Below are 20,283 nucleotides of genomic sequence, written 5' to 3' on the forward strand. Positions count from 1 at the left end.
ATCATTTGTTTTCGCTGGAACAGCAACTGATGTAGTTTTTTGTTTTAACTAATTTGTAGATATTATTAATTAATCGCTCTCTTATTTCAGGAGAACCTAATACTCGTTTTGTTAATTCGGGACTAAATCCAGTTGGAGTTAAATTCGTAATAACGGCCAGGGGTGCTAACCTATTCTCTCTTAATATTCTAATAAGTTGCTGATCATCTAAAGTACTCAAACTTCCATCTTCAAGAATAGGGCGTTTAAAAATACCAAGATAATCAATAATCGGTGCAACACTCTGAACTAACAATTGATTCTTTTCAGGAGTAGATGGTGTTATATAACTAAGACGGTCTACTTCATCATAAGGGAAGTCTATATGTTTACCTTCGTGGAATGGGCTACACAGATAAAGTACCAATGTTTATGCAACTGCCAAGATAAGAAAAAAACTGGGATTTGTGTCCTATAAAATGGAAAGTTTAATAAAAGGGCCTATGCTGCTATAAGGTGAACTCGGTATTGTACTGGGGTCTCTTTATTTAAACCCCACTGGTATCGGTGATTATTGTCATCGAATATTTGAAAATATGGTTTGAAATGTTTTTATAATCGTAAACTAAAATGAATTTACAAAATATTTTTCATCCAAATTGAAAGGAGAAAAAGGGTATGAATTTACAAAAATTTCAGCTTCCTCTTCAAACCTTAAGCCTTGTAGTAGGATTTATGGTATGGGTGATTATTTCAGCTTTAATGCCAAATATAAAAAAAGACATTCCACTAACCCCTAATCAAATTGCATTGGTTACGGCAGTTCCGGTTATTTTAGGTTCGGTTATGAGGATCCTTCTGGGATACTGGACAAACCGATTTGGTGCTAGAATCATCTTTTTTATCAGTTTTATCATTATAATATTTCCCGTCTTTTATATAAGTGCGGCAAATTCACTTACGGATTTAATTGTTGGTGGATTAGTGCTAGGGATGGGGGGCGCTGTCTTTTCAATCGGTGTGACGTCATTGCCGAAATATTATCCGAAGGAGAGGCATGGTTTTGTGAATGGGATCTACGGTGCAGGAAATATTGGTACTGCGATCACATCCTTTACGGCTCCTATGCTGGCAAACTCCATAGGCTGGCACAATACCGTTCGCTTATTTTTAATTCCTGTCATCCTATTTGCTTTATTAAATTTCTTAATCGGTGATCGTAAAGAGCCGAGAGTGAATAAGCCTTTATTAGAGCAAATCAAAAGTGTTTATCGGAATGAAAAACTATGGTTTTTAAGCTTATTCTATTTCATTACATTTGGTTCATTTGTCGCGTTTACGGTGTATCTTCCTAACTTTTTAGTGACAAACTTTAAGTTAACACCGGTGGATGCAGGTTTACGAACAGCAGGATTTATTACCATCGCCACACTGTTACGCCCGATTGGCGGCTGGCTTGGTGATAAATTTAATCCCTTTATCATTTTGTTATTTGTATTCGGAGGATTAACCTTTTCAGGTGTCTTACTTTCTTTTTCACCTACAATTACCTTGTATTCAATTGGCTCTTTAACTGTCGCATTCTGTGCGGGGATTGGGAATGGGACCATCTTTAAGCTTGTACCATATTATTTTTCCAAACAAGCTGGTATTGTCAATGGGATTGTATCTGCGATGGGAGGATTAGGTGGATTTTTCCCCCCTCTAGTTCTTTCAACTGTTTTCAATATTACCGGGCATTATGCGATTGGATTTATGTCCCTAGCAATGTTTGCATTGGCTAGCTTTGTCATTGTGGTGTGGATGTATTACTTAGAAAAATTAAGCTTGGAAACAAAGATTATGGAAAACGTTGGACAAAGCATGATGGTCACCAATTCCAAGGGAATAATCGAAAAAGTAAACCGAGCCTTTACAATTGTAACTGGGTACCAAGCTGAGGAGGCAGTAGGAAAGAATCCTAACATTTTACAGTCTGGAAAACATGATCAAAGCTTTTACCAAAAAATGTGGGATGCGGTTCAGAAACAAGGCTATTGGCAAGGGGAAATTTGGAATAAACGAAAAAATGGAGAAATTTATTTAGAATGGCTAACCATCAGTGAAGTGAAAAATGATGCAGAAGAAGTTAAATATTATCTTGGATTATTTAGTGATATGACAGAACAAAAGAGCTGAAGGCTGGACTTTAGCTCTTTTTGTTGTATTGAAGTTTAGTGTATAGGATTTTGGAAAGGCTTATGAAGAAAACTTTCATATATAAAGAAAGGAGAAAAAGGAATGTCAGGACCGAGCTTAAAGAAACAGGATGCACATTCATCCATCCACGAGGCGGCATTGAATGAAGCGAAAGAGTTAAGAAGCTTATTTTATAAATGTCTGAAGGATGGAGAAAAGGAAAAAGCATTACAAGTTGCAGAAATTGTCATTGAACATTGGGAATCACGGACTCTAAAGCATGCCGAGTCAGAAGAGGAAGGTTTATATAAGGAACTTGTGGAAGAGAACGCTGATTTAAATCATCTTGTCATCAAGCTCACACGTGATCATGATCTTATGCGCAGGATGGTGGAACAAATGAAGGAGCTGCTCATAAAGAATGAAATGGATGAAAGGATGATTGCTTTACTTGATTCCCTTATTATTGTGGATTCCATCCATAATGAGGATGAAATGAATAAACTTCTAGCAAGTAACGAATGATAAAAATTAGGAAGAAATGGAAAAAGGTGATGTTTATGGTAGAGGAAAGATTATTACGTTTTGCTGCGCCGGAGTTATATCAGAGAATGGTCGAGACCTTTTCAACCTATCATCTTCATCCTTACGATGTTCAAGCTACTATTTTTAAAAGTGAGGATGGATTTGATGTCACATTAAGATTTTCAAATGATTTCTCTAAGTCTGTTACTACCTATTTCAAGAATGAACAGGCGGCACATCCGGATGAAGCTGTGACACGTTTCTTTGAAGAGGCGGCAGACAAATGTAAGTCCACCCTAATTGCAGATTATTTTAAAATGATAAAGGTATAAAAGGAGCTGGAAGACGATTGTTTTCATTTGAAACAGAAGCGCTGCTCGTCGATGACCGAGAAGATTTAATTGCTGTCCTGCAGATGCGATTCGGAAATATAACAGGTGAATTCATAGAAGAAATCTATGAAATTGATGACATGAATATGTTGCAACGTCTCATACTCTCAGCAGCAAATGCGGCTAATTGGAATGTTTTTTTGGAGGAATTTAATGCTGGCAGGGATTCGTTTCGACTAGTAGGGGAAAATTTTAACCCCCTAAGAGACCTTTTGGAAGAAAGGGGTGGAATCGATGGAAAAGAAGCATAATAATTTGCTGCACTCCCTTAAACATCTTGTTCGGGGGGAACGAATTAATGATGGTTGGACAGAGGAAAGTCCAAGCTCTCGTGATTGGGAATCCGCCTATCGTAACCGTTGGGGACATGATAAAACTGTCCGTTCCACTCATGGGGTGAATTGCACAGGATCATGCAGCTGGAAAATCCATGTGAAAGATGGAATTATTACATGGGAAACCCAGCAAACAGATTATCCTTCAACAGGTGATGATTTCCCCGAATATGAACCGAGAGGATGTCCTCGCGGTGCCAGTTTTTCTTGGTATACATATAGCCCAACGAGGGTGAAGTATCCTTATGTTCGCGGGGACCTTTATGCGTTATGGAAGGAAGAGCTAGGAAAGGCCAAAAATCCTGTTCAAGCCTGGGAGAATATTGTCTCAGACCCGGTAAAACGCGAACGGTATGTGAAATCAAGAGGAAAAGGCGGCTTTGTCCGTGCAACATGGAACGATATTTGTCAAATGATTGCAGCAGCATCCATTTACACGATCAAAAAATACGGACCCGATCGAATTTGCGGGTTCAGTCCTATACCGGCAATGTCCATGGTTAGTTATTCAGGCGGGACAAGATTTTTGTCCTTAATCGGCGGCACTATTTTAAGCTTTTACGATTGGTATGCAGATTTACCGCCGGCTTCTCCACAGGTATGGGGGGATCAAACGGATGTTCCTGAAAGTGGTGACTGGTATAACTCCAAGTATTTTATCATTTGGGGGACGAATATCCCGCAAACGAGAACACCTGATGCCCATTTTATGGTGGAGTCTAGGTACAACGGAACGAAAGTAGTCGGGGTTAGTCCTGACTACGCTGAGTATGATAAATTTGCTGACATGTGGCTGCCTGCAAAAGCGGGAACAGATGGAGCACTTGCCATGGCGATGACTCACGTCATTTTAAAAGAATTTTACGTCGATAAAGAAACTCCGTATTTTATGGAGTATGCCAAACAATATACTGACCTTCCTTTCCTTGTTCAATTAAACAAAATGAATGAATCTTACCGCTCAGACTGCTTTTTGAGAGCATCTGATATTTCAGACCAGCATGATCTTGGGGAATGGAAAACGGTTGTATGGGATGAAGATACGAAAGATTTTGCTATCCCTAATGGCAGTGAGGGGTTTCAGTGGGATAAAGGGAATAAGTGGAACCTCGATTTACATGAAATCAACCCTAAAATGAGCTTTATAGATGAATCAGATGCAATCGCCATGGTTGAGTTCCCGTATTTTGGTGAAAAAGACGGCGGTATGGTGAAACGTGGTGTCCCCGTTAAAAAAATAAAAGATAAATCAGGCAATGAATTGATGATTACAACTGTTTATGATTTAATGCTGGCTCACACGGGGATCGGCAGAGGGTTAATGGGGGATTATCCAGCAGACTATAATGACGCAAATAAACCCTATACACCTGCTTGGCAAGAAAGTATTACGGGTGTGAATCAATCCCATGTCATTCAAGTAGCGAGAGAATTTGCTGAAAATGCAGCTCTTACAAAGGGAAAATCAATGATTGCCATGGGTGGAGGAACCAATCATTGGTATCATAGTGATCAAATTTATCGTTCTATTTTGAATCTTGTATTATTAACAGGCTCACAAGGAGTGAATGGAGGCGGCTGGGCACATTATGTTGGACAAGAAAAAGTGCGCCCACTAGAAGGTTTCCAACAAATTGCCTTTGCAAATGATTGGGTGAAATCTCCAAGGCTGATGAATGGAACCTCTTTTTTTTATTTTGCGACCGAACAATTCCGCTATGAGTACGAGAAACATGAAGAAGAAACCGAGTGGGGCAGTCAATACACGAACATGCACCCGGCAGATTTTAATGCACTTTCTGCAAGATTAGGATGGCTGCCAAGTTTTCCACAACTTTCGCAAAATTCCTTAGATGTAATGAAAGTAGCACGTGGACGTAATAGTGATGATCAAGCAGTGGTTAACGATATCGCCAAACAGCTTAAAGAAGGAAAGTTAGATTTTGCGATTGAAAATCCAAATGACCCACGTAATTTCCCGCGTGTCTTTTTTAATTGGCGTTCCAATCTGTTGGGTGACAGTGGAAAGGGGCATGAATATTTTGTAAAGCATTTAATCGGGTCAACAGATTCATTGTTAACGGATATTGAGAACTCCTGGCAGCCTGAGAACGTAAATATTTCTGAAAAGCCGCCCGAAGGAAAGACTGACCTTTTTGTAAGTATGGATTTCCGGATGACAAGTTCCGGTCTTTTCTCTGATATTATTTTGCCGGCCGCTACTTGGTATGAAAAATTCGATATCAGCAGTACGGATTTACATCCATTTGTCCACCCATTTAATGCGGCAATTAACCCGCCATGGGATACAAGAAGTGACTGGGATGCCTTTAGGGAAATTGCCAAAGCCTTTTCGGAGCTTGCGAAAGAACACCTTCCAGCGCAAGAGGATCTTGTTATGTCACCCCTGGCTCATGACACGATTAATCAAATTGCGCAACCCTATGGAAAAGTAAAGGATTGGCGAAAAGGTGAGGTTGAAGGGATTCCAGGCAAAACGATGCCTAATTTCAATTTCGTTAAAAGGGATTATCCTCATGTGTATGATATGTGGATAACTATTGGACCGAATATTAAAAATGGCTATGGAACAAAAGGAGTTAAAATACCCGGAGAAAAGGTATACAAAGAGCTCCTCGATCGCCTTGGACCTTCTAAGTATGATGGAATTGGAAAGGGTTTTCCTGATTTATTTTCTGATAAAAAAGCAATTAATGCCATTCTTCTGATGTCTGGGGCAACTAATGGAAAGCGTGCCGTAGAAGGTTGGAAATCTATGGAAGAGAAGACCGGGAAGAAACTTGCTCACGTTTCAGAAGGGCGTGAAGAAGAGGACTACACCCTAGATGCGTTGACAATCCAACCGCGACCAGCGATATCGACCCCTGTTTGGAGTGGCTTAGAGAATGAAAATCGCCGTTACTCTCCATTTACAGTCAATAAAGAATTCAATATTCCTTGGCACACTCTAACAGGACGTCAAAGTTTTTACCTTGACCATGAGGTAATGCTTGATTATGGAGAAGGACTACCATTGTATATCCCTCCGATTACAAGAGGAGCCTTTGTAAAAGGAGAAAAGGAAATAGAGAATAGCGGTAAATCCATTACTCTCCGTTATATGACTCCCCATCAAAAATGGGGGATCCATACCATGTTTACGGATACAAACAATATGGTACAGCTGTTCCGAGGTTGGCAGGTTGTTTGGATGAATGAAGAGGATGGGGCTGCTATCGGTATTAAAGATAATGATTGGATTGAGCTGTACAACAGAAATGGCGTCGTGGTGGCAAGGGCAGTTTTAACGTACCGGATGCCGCGAGGAGCCGTTTATATGTATCATGCACAGGACCGCACCATGGGTGTTCCCGGAAATACCATCAATAAAACCCGAGGCGGTACCCATAATAGCGTTACGAGAATCTACCCGAAAGCAACCCATATGATTGGTGGATATTCACAATTAAGCTACGGATTTAATTACTATGGACCAACAGGTAGTCAAAGAGATACCATGACGATTATCCGTCCGTTAAAGGAGGTCGATTGGCTTGAGGATTAAAGCGCAGGTTGCCATGGTCATGCATCTGGATAAATGCATTGGCTGTCATACTTGTTCTGTCACATGTAAAAATGTATGGACTAACCGACCGGGAATGGAGTATGTATGGTTCAATAACGTCGAGACCCGTCCTGGGGTGGGGTATCCAAGAGAATGGGAAAATACCGACCGCTATAAAGGCGGCTGGGTTTTACGAAATGGAAAATTGCATTTAAGAGCGGGCGGTCCTCTTTCGAAGTTAGCCAATATTTTCTACAATCCAAACATGGCTGATATGAATGATTTCTATGAGCCCTGGACTTATGATTTTCAACATCTTCATTGGAGAGAAAAAGGGGAAAGTATCCCTGTTGCTCGTCCTAGATCGATGATTACCGGAAACTATATCGACAAACCTGAATGGGGACCGAACTGGGATGATGACCTTGCAGGCGGAAGTGAATCGGTTCCGAATGATCCGAATGTCCGTAAACTTCAAGAACATATCAAAATGGAATATGAAAAAACCTTTATGATGTATTTGCCGAGGATTTGCGAACATTGCCTGAATCCCTCTTGTGTTGCATCCTGTCCTTCTGGGGCTTTGTATAAGCGCGATGAAGATGGAATTGTCTTGGTCGACCAGGATGCCTGCCGCGGATGGCGCTTCTGTATGAATGGCTGTCCTTACCATAAGGTGTACTACAATTGGAATACACACAAAGCGGAAAAATGTAATTTTTGTTATCCGCGAACAGAAGCAGGTCTTCCAACCATTTGTTCTGAGACCTGCGTAGGAAGGATTCGCTATATCGGTGTGGTTTTATATGATGCAGATAAGGTTAAAGCTGCCGCATCGGTAGAAAATCCAAAGGATTTATATGAATCCCAGCTATCTGTCTTTTTAGATCCATTTGACCCGGAAGTTATCCAAAAAGCACAAGAACAAGGAATTAATAATAGCTGGATTCAAAGTGCCCAGGAATCACCGGTTTATAAAATGGCTATAAAATGGAAAATCGCCTTACCGCTCCATCCAGAATACCGGACATTGCCGATGGTATGGTATGTGCCCCCGCTAAGTCCGATCATGCATCATCTTACCAATGAACAGGAATTGGGCGTAGACGGCTTTATCCCCGCTGTCGATCAAATGAGAATACCAATGGAGTATTTAGCTTCGTTGTTAACGGCAGATGATACAACCGTTATTCGTAAGGTTTTGTTAAAAATGGCAGCGATGAGAGTTCATATGCGTGCTAAAACGGTTGGCGGGATTGATGAATTGAAAAAGAGCAAACTCCTTGAAGAAGCAAACACATCAGCAGATGAACTTGAAGAAATGGCAAGGCTACTAGCGGTCGCTAAATATAATGAGCGATTTGTTATTCCAACCGGTCGCCGTGAGATGCTCGACGATTTGCATTACAGACAAGGGGCCTGCAGTATTGAAGAGTTGTCCCCACCTGAAGGAATGGTTACCTATCCATTTGAAAGAAGTGAAAGTCAATGAAGGATGAAAATAAAGCTATTTTAGTCATTTTATCAAGGCTGCTGGACTACCCAGATCAAACCTTTATTGACGAACAACAGTCTATTGTATCCTTAATTAAGGAATATCTCCCATCGGTCGGCGTTCAGGATGAAGTATTAAAAAGAGTCACCCCCTTTTATTCAATGAATTTAAAGGATTTACAAGAGCTATACGTTGAAACATTTGATTATAAGGAAAAGACTAACCTTTATTTAACTGCCCATGAATTAGGAGATAGCAGAAAGCGCGGAGTTGCACTCATTCAATTACAGAAGCTGATATGTGAAGTTGGATATGAATATGCAGGCAAGGAATTGGCTGACTATATTCCCATGCTATTAGAGCTTTTGGCAATTGCACCGGAGGATGAGAAATTTTTTAACCTTTCCCGTAGGGTAGCATACGCAATAAACCGGTTATTAGATAATCTTCCTAGCTGCAATCCCTACAAAAATGCAGTCGAACTACTACTGATTCATGTTTTTGAAGCTCCTGGACTAGAAGAAATCTCTTCGCTGGAAATCCTGCGTGAAGAAGCGGATTTGGATGAACTGCCTTATCCATTGATGTATCGATAAGAAGGAGGGCTGGAGATGGAAGTTGTATTTTGGTGGACCATTTTTCCCTATATATGTGGTACGATCCTAATTATAGCTACTTTTTACAGATTTGTTTTTCGAGGAAAAAGCTGGACTGCACCTTCAACTGAAATTTTTGAGAAAAAATGGCTTCGTATAGGTTCTATAGTCTTTCATTATGGGATTATTTTTGCCTTTATAGGACATGTCATGGGCGTGTTAGTTCCGATTGAAGTGTATAATGCGCTGGGTGTTGCAGACCATATATACCATTTCTTTGCGATAGCAGGCGGTGGACTTGCAGGTCTCATGGTAGTCATAGGTTTGGTAGTCATGCTCATTCGAAAGTTTTCATTTCCAAGTGTTCGTGCCCATACCACAAGAGGCGGGTACTTTACAATTATCTGGTTGTTGTTAGTTGCAGGATTGGGGACCTATATGACTCTTATCTACAACACCACTGTTGGTGCTTATGAGTATCGATTAGCCATTGGACCTTGGTTCAGGAGTTTATTTACCTTCCATCCTCAGTCCCAATTAATGCTGGGGGTTCCTACCATCTTTAAGGTCCATGTAATTTTATCGTTTATTTTGTTTGCATCCATACCTTTTACCATGCTCGTCCATATGTTTAGTTTTCCTCTTCGCTACCCAACACGAGCACCACAGCAATACCGCTCAAGGAATGGGTATAATAAGAATGGAAGATAATTATTAGTTAGTGAATTATTTTGTCCACCAATCTTTCAAAGAATATAAAGTGAAATAAAAAGGAATAGCACGCTGCTATTCCTTTTGCTGTTTATTCATAACATATTTTTCTGCAAGCAATTGCTTTACTTCGTTATAGCTTAAACCTGATTGACTGTTTAGTCTTTTGACTTCATCAATATCCGTTCCCACCACTGTAATATTTTTTCGAATTGGTTTCATGGAGCTTTCCTCCTGTCTATTTTTCAAAAAGTAAAAAAATCTGGAAATGAAAAGGAATGTTTTGGTGCATACTAGTACTAGTTAAAAAGGAGGCGGTTCCTATTTTCTATGGTAAAAGGGCAAAGGAAGAAGAAATTGAAACCATTTTAGTGGATACTGAAATTTATTCCTGTATCGATGATTCATGTATTGGCTGGATGAGGAAAGATTTTGTTGCTGATGATTTTTTATGTCCAATGTGTGGTAATGAAATGATCCAGCAAATGCGGGAACTCCCAAAAATCTAATGAAAGTATGATACAAAAAGACTGTCTGATGTTTATGGACAGTCTTTTACTATTCTTTCCTTTTATAAGTTTTCGTTCTGCTGGCGAATTTCATCCCCGGCAATAATTGTGTTGGCTTCTTCAAGAAATTTATGTTCATCCACAGAATCACCGGCTACATTTTTGAGATTTGGGAAGATTGCTCCGTTATTAATAGATATTTGTTGTTCTTTTGGTGCGGTTGTAAGATAATCTTCTTTTTTTGCCATTCCCTTCAGCTCCTTTGTATAAGGTTGTGCGCCAAGGAAAATGTTTATGCTTATCTTTTTCTTTAAAAAGCGGTATTTATTGTAAAACAAAAGAGGCTGAATCCCATATCGGGTGTTCAGCCTCTTTTAATTATTCCTCTTTTTTAGCTAGACAGCGATCACATTCCATTAAGTAAGATTCAGCCTGTTCCTCCATATGTTGACCACATTCAGGACATTCCTTCTTTGGCAAGTTACGAAAAAATTCAACCGGACTCATTAACATTAGTACCACTCCTTTTTTAATACAGTTTATTTTTAATTAACCTGTTGTAGTACAGTATAAACAAAAAAAATAAGATTGTGTAGACTTTTTTTAAAAAATTTTTGATTTTTTAAAAAAATAATACTTTTATCATAGGCCAACGATAATATGGTATGGTTAAACTGATATGATTATTCATCTTCAGTATAAAATAAAGATAGTTGGAATCTAATTATTTTTGTACTTCCCTAACTATAGACATTACATTACAATCATAGTAGAAATAGAGCGAAGATTGGGGGGATGCTTGTAAATGAATGCAGTGATTGGAACATTTCACCCTTATATTATCGTGATTGGCGTTGGTTTAACAATTGTGTCTTCATATACAGCACTTGATATGTTTACACTAATAAGGACATCAGATCAGAATAAAAGACTTTTATTCCTAGGCGGTGCCTTTACTTTAGGCATAGGGATATGGATAATGAATTTTCTAGGTCTTCTGGCAGCAGATTTAAGTCGGTTTGCCAGCTATCAAATTCCACTCACGATCCTTTCCTTATTTATTGGTATCGCATTTGCGGGAATGGCTTTCGTGACTTTTTTTGGCAAAGCGATTCGTTTTTATCAGTTAGTAATGGGTAGTATATTTTTAACAATTGCAGTTATTTCGATTCATATTATTGATATCTTTGCCATGAACCTAACGATTAAATATAATGTTTCTCTTTTTGTTTTTTCCGGATTATTAATATTCTTCTCATTTTTATTTTCATTATGGATGTTGTTTTCCTCGAAAAACGATACAAAGGGGAATCAAGTTTGGCTTAAGCCAATTAGTGCCATTATTATGTCAGGTTCTATCACCGAAGGCCATTTTCTTTTAAGAAGAGCATCCAGCCTATCCAGCGCAAATATTGACATTAAAACTGTAAGCATTGAAGATACTTTTATCATTTATTTGGTGTTATTTGTATCCATTCTAATTATTGGAGGTCTCATTGTATCCAGTACATTAATTAATAAACAATTGGCGACAACTGACACAAATTTAAAGGATATAAAAGCAGCTATTGATGCATCGGCCATAGTAGCAATTACTGACAAGCACGGGACGATTTTATTTGTAAATGATAAATTCGAAAAGATTTCAAAATATAAAAAAGAAGAAATTTTGGGACAGAACCATCGGATATTAAATTCAGGCTACCACTCAAAAGATTTCTTTCAGGACTTGTGGAAAACGATTCATTCCGGACAGATTTGGAGGGGAGAAATTCGCAATAAAGCGAAGGATGGTTCTTTTTATTGGGTCGATACCACCATCGTTCCTTTCTTAAACAAAAAAGGAAAACCCTTTCAATATATTGCGATTCGTTCTGATATTACCAAGAGGAAAGAAGCAGAAGGGAATCTTTTTGATTCACTTAAAGAAATTCGAGATATTACATTTGCCCTTGATCAATCATCCATTGTTGCAATCACGGATGAAAAAGGTAAAATCACTAGTGTTAATGAGAAATTTTGTGAAATTTCCCAATATGAACGTGATGAATTAATTGGTCAAGACCATTCGTTATTAAATTCCGGATATCATTCAAAGGAGTTCTTTAAAGAACTTTGGAAAACAATTGGTGAGGGAAAAGTTTGGAATGGTGAAATTTGCAACCGTGCAAAAGACGGAACAAATTATTGGGTAGATACAACGATTGTTCCATTTTTAAATGGAAATGGAAAGCCCTATCAATACGTTGCAATACGAACAGATATAAGTGATCGAAAACAGGCGGAAGAAAATCTAAAAGTAACAATTAAGGACAATACGGATATCAGATTTGCTCTGGACCAATCCTCCATTGTGGCCTTTACCGATTCAAAAGGAAAGATAACCAGTGTTAACGATAAATTTTGTGAGATTTCCAAGTACAATCGAGAAGAAATTATTGGAAAAGATCATAATATCTTAAATTCCGGTTTTCATTCGAAGGAGTTTTTCAAATATTTATGGAAAACCATTGGCGAAGGAAATGTATGGAAAGGTGAAATCAGAAATAAAGCTAAAGATGGGACCTATTATTGGGTCGATACCACCATCGTTCCTTTCCTAAATCAAGAAGGCATGCCATACCAATATCTTGCGATTCGTAATGACATAACTGAACGGAAGAAAACAGAAGAGGTTCTTCATCGCCAGGATAAGCTCGCAGCGGTTGGACAATTAGCAGCTGGTGTGGCACATGAAATTCGCAATCCGCTTACTTCGATGAGAGGATATGCAGAATTCTTACAGTTAGATGAACAAGATCCGGAACGAATGGAGTTTCTGGGCATCATCCTGGATGAAATTGAGCGTGTCAATACAATCGTAGAGGATTTTATGGTATTAGCTAAACCAAAGGCTGTTGAATTAGAAGAAAAAAATGTGGTTCCTGTTATCCAAAATGTGGTCTCACTGCTTGAATTTGAAGCTAGGAAGAAAAATGTTCGCCTGACCTTTGAGTGTAATCAGGAAATTATTCAAATTGAGTGTGATGAAAACCGCTTAAAGCAAGTCTTTTTAAATTTTATTAAAAATGGAATTGAAGCGATGCCAAACGGTGGCGAATTGCATGTAAAAACAATTATTCATGACAATAATGTGCAAATATCCATTCAGGATACAGGCGTGGGAATACCTGAAGAAAAATTAAAGAATCTTGGGGAGCCGTTTTTCACCACAAAGAAAAATGGCAATGGCTTAGGGTTAATGGTTAGCTTCAAAATCATTGAAAGCCATAATGGTAAGGTATTTGTTGAAAGTGAACCTAATAAAGGAACAACCTTTAATATTTTGTTACCTGCGAAAACTGCTTAATAAAACATCATGAAGAACGGGAAATTTATTTCCCGTTCTTTTTTTAGATAGATTCATTGGAGCATGCCATCTGATTAATATTTTTCAAATAATAGACATATATTCGATGAAAAAAGAAATCTACATTCCTGTTAATTAGATTAATATGTTTATATAGGTATTAATGTTTTTGGGGAGGAAAGGTTATGGGAGATGCAAATTTTGTAAAAACAATTTGCGGCTATTGTGGTACCGGTTGCGGATTAGTGGTAGAAGTCGAGAATAACAGAATTATGAAAATTCGCGGCGACAAAGATGCACCTGTCAACAAAGGACAAACATGTGTTAAAGGTGCTTTTGCGTACGAATACGTCCATGCTAAAAATAGATTATCTTCACCGCTAATCCGTAAAGCCGGTTCGCTTGTTGAAACAACATGGGAAGAAGCCTATCAATTTATTGCAGAAAAATTAACTTTAATTAAATCGACATGGGGTTCCAATGCCATATCTATGTTTGCATGTGCAAGAACTACAAATGAATCCAATTTTATTACGCAAAAATTCATGAGGACAGTGGTAAACAGTAACAATATTGACGGTTGTAACCGAACGTGACACGCTCCAAGCGTTGCCGGTCTGGCAACTGTTTTTGGAAGTGGTTTTCCAACCAATACACTCGAAGACTTTGAAAAAGCAGAAGTATTATTGTTAATGGGATCGAATACATCTGAAGCACATCCGATTATTGCCAATCGAATTAAAAAGGCGGCAAAATCCGGGCTAAAACTAATCGTCATTGATCCCAGAAAAATTGATATGGTAAAAGTAGCTCATCGTCACCTTCAAATAAACGTGGGCTCAGATATAGCCCTTATAAATTCCTTTATCCGAGTCATCTTAAAGGAACGCTTGTATAATCCTGAATTTATCGAACAATTTACGATTGATTTCGAAATCCTTGCAAAGAGGGTCGAGCCGTACACCCCTGAATATGCTGCAACCATAACAGGTATCTCGCCGGAAGATATTGTTGTTACTGCGAGGGAATACGCATGTTCCAGCGGTTCAATGATTGCTTATACTCTTGGAATCACTGAGCATCACTGTGGAGTAAACAATGTGTTTGATATTGCCAATCTTGCATTACTAACGGGCAATATCGGAAAACAAGGCACAGGGATTATGCCGCTAAGGGGGCAAAATAATGTTCAAGGTGCAGGAGATATGGGATGTTTGCCGAACCAGCTGGCAGGAGCCATAAGCCTTACTAATGCTGAATATAGAGCACGCTTTGAAAAAGAATGGAATGTCGTTCTTAACCTGGAAGCAGGTGATACGCAAACGAGAACCTTTGATCGACTAGAAGCAGGACAGCTAAAAGCGCTTTATTTCATCGGTGAAAACCCACTCCTCGCAGATGTGCATATGAATCATACCAAAAAACTATTAGAAAAGCTTGAATTGTTGGTAGTACAGGATATCTTCTTAACTGAAACAGCGCAAATGGCTGATGTCGTCCTACCTGCCCGTTCTTGGGGGGAGGTTGACGGGACATACACGAATACTGACAGAAGAATTCAAAGAGTTCGCAAAGCTGTTGAAGCACATGAGAATACGAAGGACGATTGGGAAATACTCTGTGAATTATCAACTATTATGGGATATCCAATGAACTATAGCAGCAGCCGGGAAATATGGGATGAAGTAAGAAAACTGGCATGGGAAATGTATGGAGGAATTTCTTATGAAAGACTTGATCAAGAGTATAGCATCCATTACCCGTGCCCTGAAGAAAATCATCCAGGGACCTTGATTATGCATGAAAGGTTTCACCAACAGGAATCCCTTAGTAAAAAGGCGCCATTTGTACCGGTGGACTATACTCCGCCGATGGAACTTCCGGATGATGAATTTCCCTTTACGCTTACAACGGGAAGACGTTATGAATCTTATAATACACATTCCCAGACTCGTCACTACGCCTCCGGTGTCAAGGTAAAACAAACTGAGGAAACCGTTGATATACATCCTGAAGATGCGCATGTCTTAGGTATTTCGGATGGGGAAGTGGTCCGGGTCAGTTCCCGTAGAGGAGAACTAACTGTTAAAGCAAAGGTAACGGAACAGGTGGTACCGGGTCTTGTGTTTATGAGTTTTCACTGGAGTGAAACCCCAACCAATGTACTAACACTAAATGAATATGATCCAATTTCGGGAACAGCGGAATTTAAGGCCTGTGCTGTTACGATATCCCGTATATAAAATAATATAGTAGAAAAAGCGCGGATGAATTTCCGCGCTTTTTCAGTTTGAAAGCTTTAGGTTCCACTTTGCAATTTTTTAATTTTCAGTTTACTTAGAAATGTTATCGTAATATAATTGCCACCATTGTAAACGAATTAACATCTCCCTGTTCTTTGTTACAGAAAAATCCATGTTATGCTTATCTCAAGTTAGCTACGAAAGAACATGGGAGGTAAAAATGATTAACAAAATTAAAACATTTATAGCAGTTGCTGCACTCTCAGGAACTGTAGGTGCTAATGTACAAGCAGCAGACATAACGGTGAAAAAAGGAGATACCCTTTGGGATCTATCACGCGTACATAATACATCTGTAGAAAATATTCAAAAATGGAACCATCTTTCAACTGATCTTATTCACCCTGGTGATGTATTAACGATTGCGACAGAAAAACATTATATCGTTAAAAAGGGTGATACTTTATGGGACATTGCCATAGAAAATCATGTCACTGTTGAACAAATCATGGAATGGAACAAATTAACTTCCGATCTTATTCATCCCGGATTAAATCTCGTAATCTATGATGGTTTAAACGCTACAAATAAAACCGTAACAGAAAAACAAGTACAAACAACTGCACCCGCAGCAGCTGTTTCAAGCGTGACAAAAGGTGAATCAACATCAAAGGTTGAGAGCACACCAAAACCTACAGTTCAAGCACCAAAGGAAAGTACACCTGCGGTAAAACCGGCTTCAACAAGTGGGTCAGGCTCGAGGGAAATCACAGTAAAAGCAACCGCTTATACTGCTTCATGCGGCGGATGTTCAGGAATAACGGCAACTGGCATTAATTTAAAAGCTAACCCTAATGCGAAGGTCATCTCGGTTGATCCATCTGTTATTCCACTAGGAAGTAAAGTTTATGTTGAAGGTTACGGTGAGGCAATCGCTGGAGATACCGGCGGGGCCATTAAAGGAAATCGTATCGATGTGTTTATTCCATCTCAACAAGACGCCATCAATTTTGGTTCAAAACAATTAAAAGTAACAATATTAAACTAAGCTGCCATCTGGCAGTTTTTTTTGATTACAAATAAAAAAGGCCGGTAAATCCGACCTTTTTTTATTACCCAACTTGCTTAACAAACGTTTTGACTGCAGTGCTTTTTCTTTGATAATAGAACCAGTTGATTGCAAAAGAAATGATATAAAATCCGATGAAGAAGTAGAATGCAGTGACAGGTGTTCCAGTTGTTTTTACAGACCAGCCGAATAGCTTAGGGATAAAGAATGATCCATATGCTGCAAATGCGGCTGAGAAACCAATTACCGGTGCTGCTTCTTTAGGGATGAAAATATTTGGAATCATTTGGAATGTCGAGCCTGAACCAATACCGGATGCAAGGAAAAGGACCAAGAAGGAAGCTAAGAATCCTGCAAATTGTTTCGCATTTAAGAAATAGATAACTCCTACTGCTCCTATTGCCATAATTACTAGTACATAAGCTGTTACTCTAGCACCGCCAAGTTTATCTGAAATCCATCCGCCCACAGGTCTTGCTGCTGCTGCAACTAAGGCGCCAAGGAAGGCAAGGGATAAATGCTCGGGAAATTGAGATTTTAATAAAAGCGGGAATGCCGCAGAATAGCCAATAAAAGAACCGAATGTTGCTACATAAAGAATAGTCATAATCCAAGTATGCTTACGCTTAACGATAACAAATTGATCAGATACAGATTGTTTTGCATTTGGCACATTATCCATTCCGAATATCGCTAAAACAGTCATAATCACTATTGGAATTACCCAAATAAATGCTGCATTTTGTAACCATACATGTTGGCCGTTTGCTAAGACTTGTTTGCCGCCGACAAAAGCGAAAGTTCCTGATGTAATGACTAAAGGTGTTATAAATTGAACTACTGAAACACCCATATTACCTAATCCGCCATTAATTCCTAAAGCAGTGCCTTTTTCCTTTTTAGGGAAGAAGAAACTAATATTTGCAGAAGAAGAAGAGAAGTTTCCTCCGCCAAGACCGCAAAGGGCAGCAAGTAAAAGCATAATGGAAAATGGAGTACTTGGATTTTGAACGGCAAATCCGATACCGATTGCCGGAATTGCCAAGATTGCAGTGGAAATCACTGTCCAGTTTTTACCTCCGATTGACCCAACCGCAAAAGTGTAAATAAATCGAAGTGTTGCACCAACAAGACCGGGAATAGCTGCCAGTGTAAATAATTGTTCATCAGTAAAATGAAAGCCGATATCATTTAATCTTACTGCAACCACTGACCAAATTTGCCAAACGATAAAAGCTAACATTAATGATGGTACTGAGATCCAAAGATTTCGTTTTGCATGTTTCTTACCTTCGGCATTCCAGAATTTTTCATCTTCCGGATTCCAATATTTTATTCGAGCCATTTTTATTTCCCCCTTTTATCATTTTTAAGAGTTGTATTTTTGAATGCGGTGTTTATGTTGTTAATATAAACCACATATAAGGGTGATTATTGTGACGTACGTCACAAAAATGGTGAAGGAAATGTGAACTCAAAGTGTTTGACAAAAAGTTGTAATAAATAGCAATTGAAATAACTTTAGCGGAAAATGGAAAAGAGACCTTCGGAATGCGAAAGTCTCTTTCGAGTTTGCTTATCGTTTTTCTTTCATTTGGTCGTTTTCTTCACTAAACATTCCTACATAGTTTTTGGTTTCACCAATGTCATCTTTGATGGCTGTGATTGTTAACCATTCTTTATAAATTTCATTATTTTTCCGTTTATTCCAAATGAATCCTTCCCATAATCCATTTGTTTTTAAATGAAACCACATATTTTTGTAAAATTCGTTATCGTGTTCCCCGGACTGTAGAACACTTAGTGTTTTTCCGACAACCTCTTCTTGTGTATACCCTGTAATTCTTTTAAAAGCAGGGTTTACTCTTTGGATAATCCCGTTAGTATCCGTGACAACAATACCATCCACAGCCGTGTCTACGATTTTAGTAGATATGTCGAGTTTATCCTGATAATAGAGCCAAACTACTAAAATAAAGCTAGACAATGAAAACTCGGAAAGTGACATAAAACCTATCGCATAATGCCCGGTAAAATTAAATAGAATCGTCAAAATTAATGGCGGGAAAAATCCACCAAGTCCTCCCATTGCAGCAACAATCCCATTCACGATCCCTGCTTGTTTTGAAAAATATAAAGGTACTAGTTTGAATATAGCGCCATTCCCGATACCGGCACAGAATGCAACTAATAAACAGCCAAAAGAGTAAACCGGTAACGATGGAGTGAACGATAAAAGAAAACCGGCAAAGGTGAGGCCGAAGAACACAGCCATTAAAATGAGGAAAGGGTTAATTTTATCCCCAAGCCAACCGCCAATTGGTCTGAAAAGTGTTGCCAATGCGATAAAACCGGCAGTCCTTAGGCCTGCATCTACTTTCTCTAAGCTAAAATGATTAACCAAAAAGGAAGGTAAATAAATGGTAAACGCAACAAACGAACCAAACGTGATAAAATAAAATAAACTTAACAGCCAAAGTTTTGGATTACGATAAACATCTTTAATTTGCTCGGATAAGGAGTTGTTTACTTTTTGTTCCTTCCTGTCGCCGAAAATAAAGTTAAGAATAGCAAAAATCAAAACGACAATTAGGAATAGTTTAATCGTCCCCCTCCATCCAAAAAGATTAGCCAGAACCGGAGCCGAAAAGGAGGTAAGGGCTGTTCCTATATTACCTGCTCCATAAATTCCATTGATAAATCCGTGTTTTGCTTTGGCGTAATATTTGGGGAGCGAGGTAACACCGATTGAAAAAACAGCTCCGCCAATTCCAAGCAAAAATCCGCCTGAAATCAACATCAAAATCGAATGGGCATAGCTAATTATGGCAATCGGAAGAAGCATTATAATAAAACTAATTGTAAATAAAATCCTTGCTCCATACCGATTGGTCCAATAACCGATAGGTACCCTTAGCAGTGAACCGAGAATAACAGGGACCGCTGTGGCCCAAGCAATTTGCGTTGATGATAGTTTAATATCAGCTTGGATGAAAGGCATGAGCGAAGAAATGAGTACCCAGACCATAAAACCGGCGACCAGGCTTGCTGTTTGAACAAACAGTTGTTTCGTTCCTTGATTCATTTAAATCCCCCTTATAGTCCTTAACATTCGTAGTATCCCCAATATCAATTTTAAGCAAACTTTATTAGTAATTTAAACACTTGATGGAAATATTTTCTTTGAAGTATTATAAAACAATTTTTAATAATTAACAGTGAGGTATGACACAAAACTATCATAATTTAAATCTTTTCAGTGATTTACTGTTGATAATGTTCAATAATTGATTTACATAACTAAAGACCTTCGATAAATTTATTTTTAATTACAAAT

The 20,283-nt window shown here is 38.6% G+C and carries 19 protein-coding genes; 12 read left to right on the plus strand and 7 right to left on the minus strand.

The window, feature by feature from the left end:
* Position 1 precedes the first annotated feature (1 nt).
* Positions 2 to 406 (minus strand): glycoside hydrolase family 18 protein, encoded by a 405-nt coding sequence (locus J2S10_RS04345; protein WP_307404740.1) that lies wholly within the window; start codon positions 404 to 406, stop codon positions 2 to 4.
* 74 nt (positions 407 to 480) lie between these two features.
* Entirely contained in the window at positions 481 to 567 is an 87-nt protein-coding gene (locus J2S10_RS27385; RefSeq protein ID WP_370876158.1) for an IS3 family transposase, read from the minus strand.
* 90 nt (positions 568 to 657) lie between these two features.
* Between J2S10_RS27385 and J2S10_RS04350 the strand changes: the two genes are divergently transcribed.
* The 8 genes from J2S10_RS04350 (at position 658) to narI (ending at position 9,776) form a co-directional block, all read left to right on the plus strand.
* Positions 658 to 2,157, plus strand: a complete 1,500-nt coding sequence (locus tag J2S10_RS04350) for a nitrate/nitrite transporter (RefSeq protein ID WP_307404743.1) — start codon at positions 658 to 660, stop codon at positions 2,155 to 2,157.
* Between the two features lie 102 nt (positions 2,158 to 2,259).
* A complete protein-coding gene (locus tag J2S10_RS04355) occupies positions 2,260 to 2,682 on the plus strand; it encodes a hypothetical protein (protein ID WP_307404745.1) in 423 nt (140 codons plus the stop codon).
* Positions 2,683 to 2,717: 35 nt separating this feature from the next.
* Complete coding sequence (locus J2S10_RS04360; RefSeq protein ID WP_307404747.1) at positions 2,718 to 3,014, plus strand: hypothetical protein; 297 nt, start codon at positions 2,718 to 2,720, stop codon at positions 3,012 to 3,014.
* A 17-nt stretch (positions 3,015 to 3,031) separates the two neighbouring features.
* Positions 3,032 to 3,325, plus strand: coding sequence for a hypothetical protein (locus tag J2S10_RS04365; protein WP_307404749.1), 294 nt, complete (start codon positions 3,032 to 3,034; stop codon positions 3,323 to 3,325).
* Complete coding sequence (locus J2S10_RS04370; protein ID WP_307404751.1) at positions 3,309 to 6,974, plus strand: nitrate reductase subunit alpha; 3,666 nt, start codon at positions 3,309 to 3,311, stop codon at positions 6,972 to 6,974. The genes J2S10_RS04365 and J2S10_RS04370 overlap by 17 nt, the downstream gene beginning before the upstream one ends.
* Positions 6,964 to 8,466, plus strand: coding sequence for a nitrate reductase subunit beta (narH, locus tag J2S10_RS04375; protein ID WP_307404753.1), 1,503 nt, complete (start codon positions 6,964 to 6,966; stop codon positions 8,464 to 8,466). The genes J2S10_RS04370 and narH overlap by 11 nt, the downstream gene beginning before the upstream one ends.
* Positions 8,463 to 9,065 (plus strand): nitrate reductase molybdenum cofactor assembly chaperone, encoded by a 603-nt coding sequence (gene narJ / locus J2S10_RS04380; RefSeq protein ID WP_307404756.1) that lies wholly within the window; start codon positions 8,463 to 8,465, stop codon positions 9,063 to 9,065. Before narH ends, narJ begins: the two co-directional genes overlap by 4 nt.
* A gap of 15 nt (positions 9,066 to 9,080) precedes the next feature.
* Complete coding sequence (narI, locus tag J2S10_RS04385) at positions 9,081 to 9,776, plus strand: respiratory nitrate reductase subunit gamma (protein WP_307404758.1); 696 nt, start codon at positions 9,081 to 9,083, stop codon at positions 9,774 to 9,776.
* A gap of 75 nt (positions 9,777 to 9,851) precedes the next feature.
* Here narI and J2S10_RS04390 read toward each other — a convergent pair whose 3' ends face one another.
* A complete protein-coding gene (locus tag J2S10_RS04390) occupies positions 9,852 to 9,998 on the minus strand; it encodes a hypothetical protein (protein ID WP_307404759.1) in 147 nt (48 codons plus the stop codon).
* Positions 9,999 to 10,054: 56 nt separating this feature from the next.
* Here J2S10_RS04390 and J2S10_RS04395 point away from each other — a divergent pair, with 56 nt between their 5' ends.
* The gene (locus J2S10_RS04395) at positions 10,055 to 10,285 is read left to right on the plus strand and encodes a cold-inducible protein YdjO-related protein (protein ID WP_307404761.1); all 231 of its coding nucleotides are present in this window, start codon (positions 10,055 to 10,057) and stop codon (positions 10,283 to 10,285) included.
* A 62-nt stretch (positions 10,286 to 10,347) separates the two neighbouring features.
* Here the strand turns inward: J2S10_RS04395 and J2S10_RS04400 are convergent, their stop codons facing one another.
* Both J2S10_RS04400 and yhfH read right to left on the minus strand, forming a co-directional pair.
* Complete coding sequence (locus J2S10_RS04400) at positions 10,348 to 10,533, minus strand: hypothetical protein (RefSeq protein ID WP_307404763.1); 186 nt, start codon at positions 10,531 to 10,533, stop codon at positions 10,348 to 10,350.
* 130 nt (positions 10,534 to 10,663) lie between these two features.
* The gene (gene yhfH, locus J2S10_RS04405; RefSeq protein ID WP_307404765.1) at positions 10,664 to 10,798 is read right to left on the minus strand and encodes a protein YhfH; all 135 of its coding nucleotides are present in this window, start codon (positions 10,796 to 10,798) and stop codon (positions 10,664 to 10,666) included.
* Between the two features lie 292 nt (positions 10,799 to 11,090).
* On the opposite strand from yhfH, the gene J2S10_RS04410 reads away from it, so the two are divergent.
* The 3 genes from J2S10_RS04410 (at position 11,091) to J2S10_RS04425 (ending at position 16,925) form a co-directional block, all read left to right on the plus strand.
* On the plus strand, positions 11,091 to 13,634 hold the full coding sequence (locus tag J2S10_RS04410; protein ID WP_307404767.1) for a PAS domain S-box protein: 2,544 nt from the start codon (positions 11,091 to 11,093) through the stop codon (positions 13,632 to 13,634).
* A gap of 185 nt (positions 13,635 to 13,819) precedes the next feature.
* Complete coding sequence (gene fdhF / locus J2S10_RS04415) at positions 13,820 to 15,877, plus strand: formate dehydrogenase subunit alpha (RefSeq protein ID WP_370876143.1); 2,058 nt, start codon at positions 13,820 to 13,822, stop codon at positions 15,875 to 15,877.
* Positions 15,878 to 16,097: 220 nt separating this feature from the next.
* Positions 16,098 to 16,925, plus strand: coding sequence for a LysM peptidoglycan-binding and 3D domain-containing protein (locus tag J2S10_RS04425; RefSeq protein ID WP_307404769.1), 828 nt, complete (start codon positions 16,098 to 16,100; stop codon positions 16,923 to 16,925).
* 64 nt (positions 16,926 to 16,989) lie between these two features.
* On the opposite strand, the gene J2S10_RS04430 is transcribed toward J2S10_RS04425, so the two are convergent.
* Together J2S10_RS04430 and J2S10_RS04435 are read right to left on the minus strand one after the other, a co-directional pair.
* On the minus strand, positions 16,990 to 18,291 hold the full coding sequence (locus tag J2S10_RS04430; RefSeq protein ID WP_307404771.1) for a NarK family nitrate/nitrite MFS transporter: 1,302 nt from the start codon (positions 18,289 to 18,291) through the stop codon (positions 16,990 to 16,992).
* A 231-nt stretch (positions 18,292 to 18,522) separates the two neighbouring features.
* Complete coding sequence (locus tag J2S10_RS04435) at positions 18,523 to 20,031, minus strand: nitrate/nitrite transporter (RefSeq protein WP_307404773.1); 1,509 nt, start codon at positions 20,029 to 20,031, stop codon at positions 18,523 to 18,525.
* Between the last annotated feature and the right edge of the window lie 252 nt (positions 20,032 to 20,283).

Source organism: Neobacillus ginsengisoli, assembly GCF_030813055.1.

Bases quoted from the DNA above. Each gene is read 5' to 3' on its own strand.
- J2S10_RS04350 (WP_307404743.1), top strand. From the start codon at position 658: ATGAATTTACAAAAATTTCAGCTTCCTCTTCAAACCTTAAGCCTTGTA.
- J2S10_RS04355 (WP_307404745.1), top strand. From the start codon at position 2,260: ATGTCAGGACCGAGCTTAAAGAAACAGGATGCACATTCATCCATCCAC.
- J2S10_RS04360 (WP_307404747.1), top strand. From the start codon at position 2,718: ATGGTAGAGGAAAGATTATTACGTTTTGCTGCGCCGGAGTTATATCAG.
- J2S10_RS04370 (WP_307404751.1), top strand. From the start codon at position 3,309: ATGGAAAAGAAGCATAATAATTTGCTGCACTCCCTTAAACATCTTGTT.
- narJ (WP_307404756.1), top strand. From the start codon at position 8,463: ATGAAGGATGAAAATAAAGCTATTTTAGTCATTTTATCAAGGCTGCTG.
- narI (WP_307404758.1), top strand. From the start codon at position 9,081: ATGGAAGTTGTATTTTGGTGGACCATTTTTCCCTATATATGTGGTACG.
- J2S10_RS04390 (WP_307404759.1), bottom strand. From the start codon at position 9,998: ATGAAACCAATTCGAAAAAATATTACAGTGGTGGGAACGGATATTGAT.
- J2S10_RS04395 (WP_307404761.1), top strand. From the start codon at position 10,055: ATGTTTTGGTGCATACTAGTACTAGTTAAAAAGGAGGCGGTTCCTATT.
- J2S10_RS04400 (WP_307404763.1), bottom strand. From the start codon at position 10,533: ATGGCAAAAAAAGAAGATTATCTTACAACCGCACCAAAAGAACAACAA.
- yhfH (WP_307404765.1), bottom strand. From the start codon at position 10,798: ATGTTAATGAGTCCGGTTGAATTTTTTCGTAACTTGCCAAAGAAGGAA.
- J2S10_RS04410 (WP_307404767.1), top strand. From the start codon at position 11,091: ATGAATGCAGTGATTGGAACATTTCACCCTTATATTATCGTGATTGGC.
- J2S10_RS04425 (WP_307404769.1), top strand. From the start codon at position 16,098: ATGATTAACAAAATTAAAACATTTATAGCAGTTGCTGCACTCTCAGGA.
- J2S10_RS04430 (WP_307404771.1), bottom strand. From the start codon at position 18,291: ATGGCTCGAATAAAATATTGGAATCCGGAAGATGAAAAATTCTGGAAT.
- J2S10_RS04435 (WP_307404773.1), bottom strand. From the start codon at position 20,031: ATGAATCAAGGAACGAAACAACTGTTTGTTCAAACAGCAAGCCTGGTC.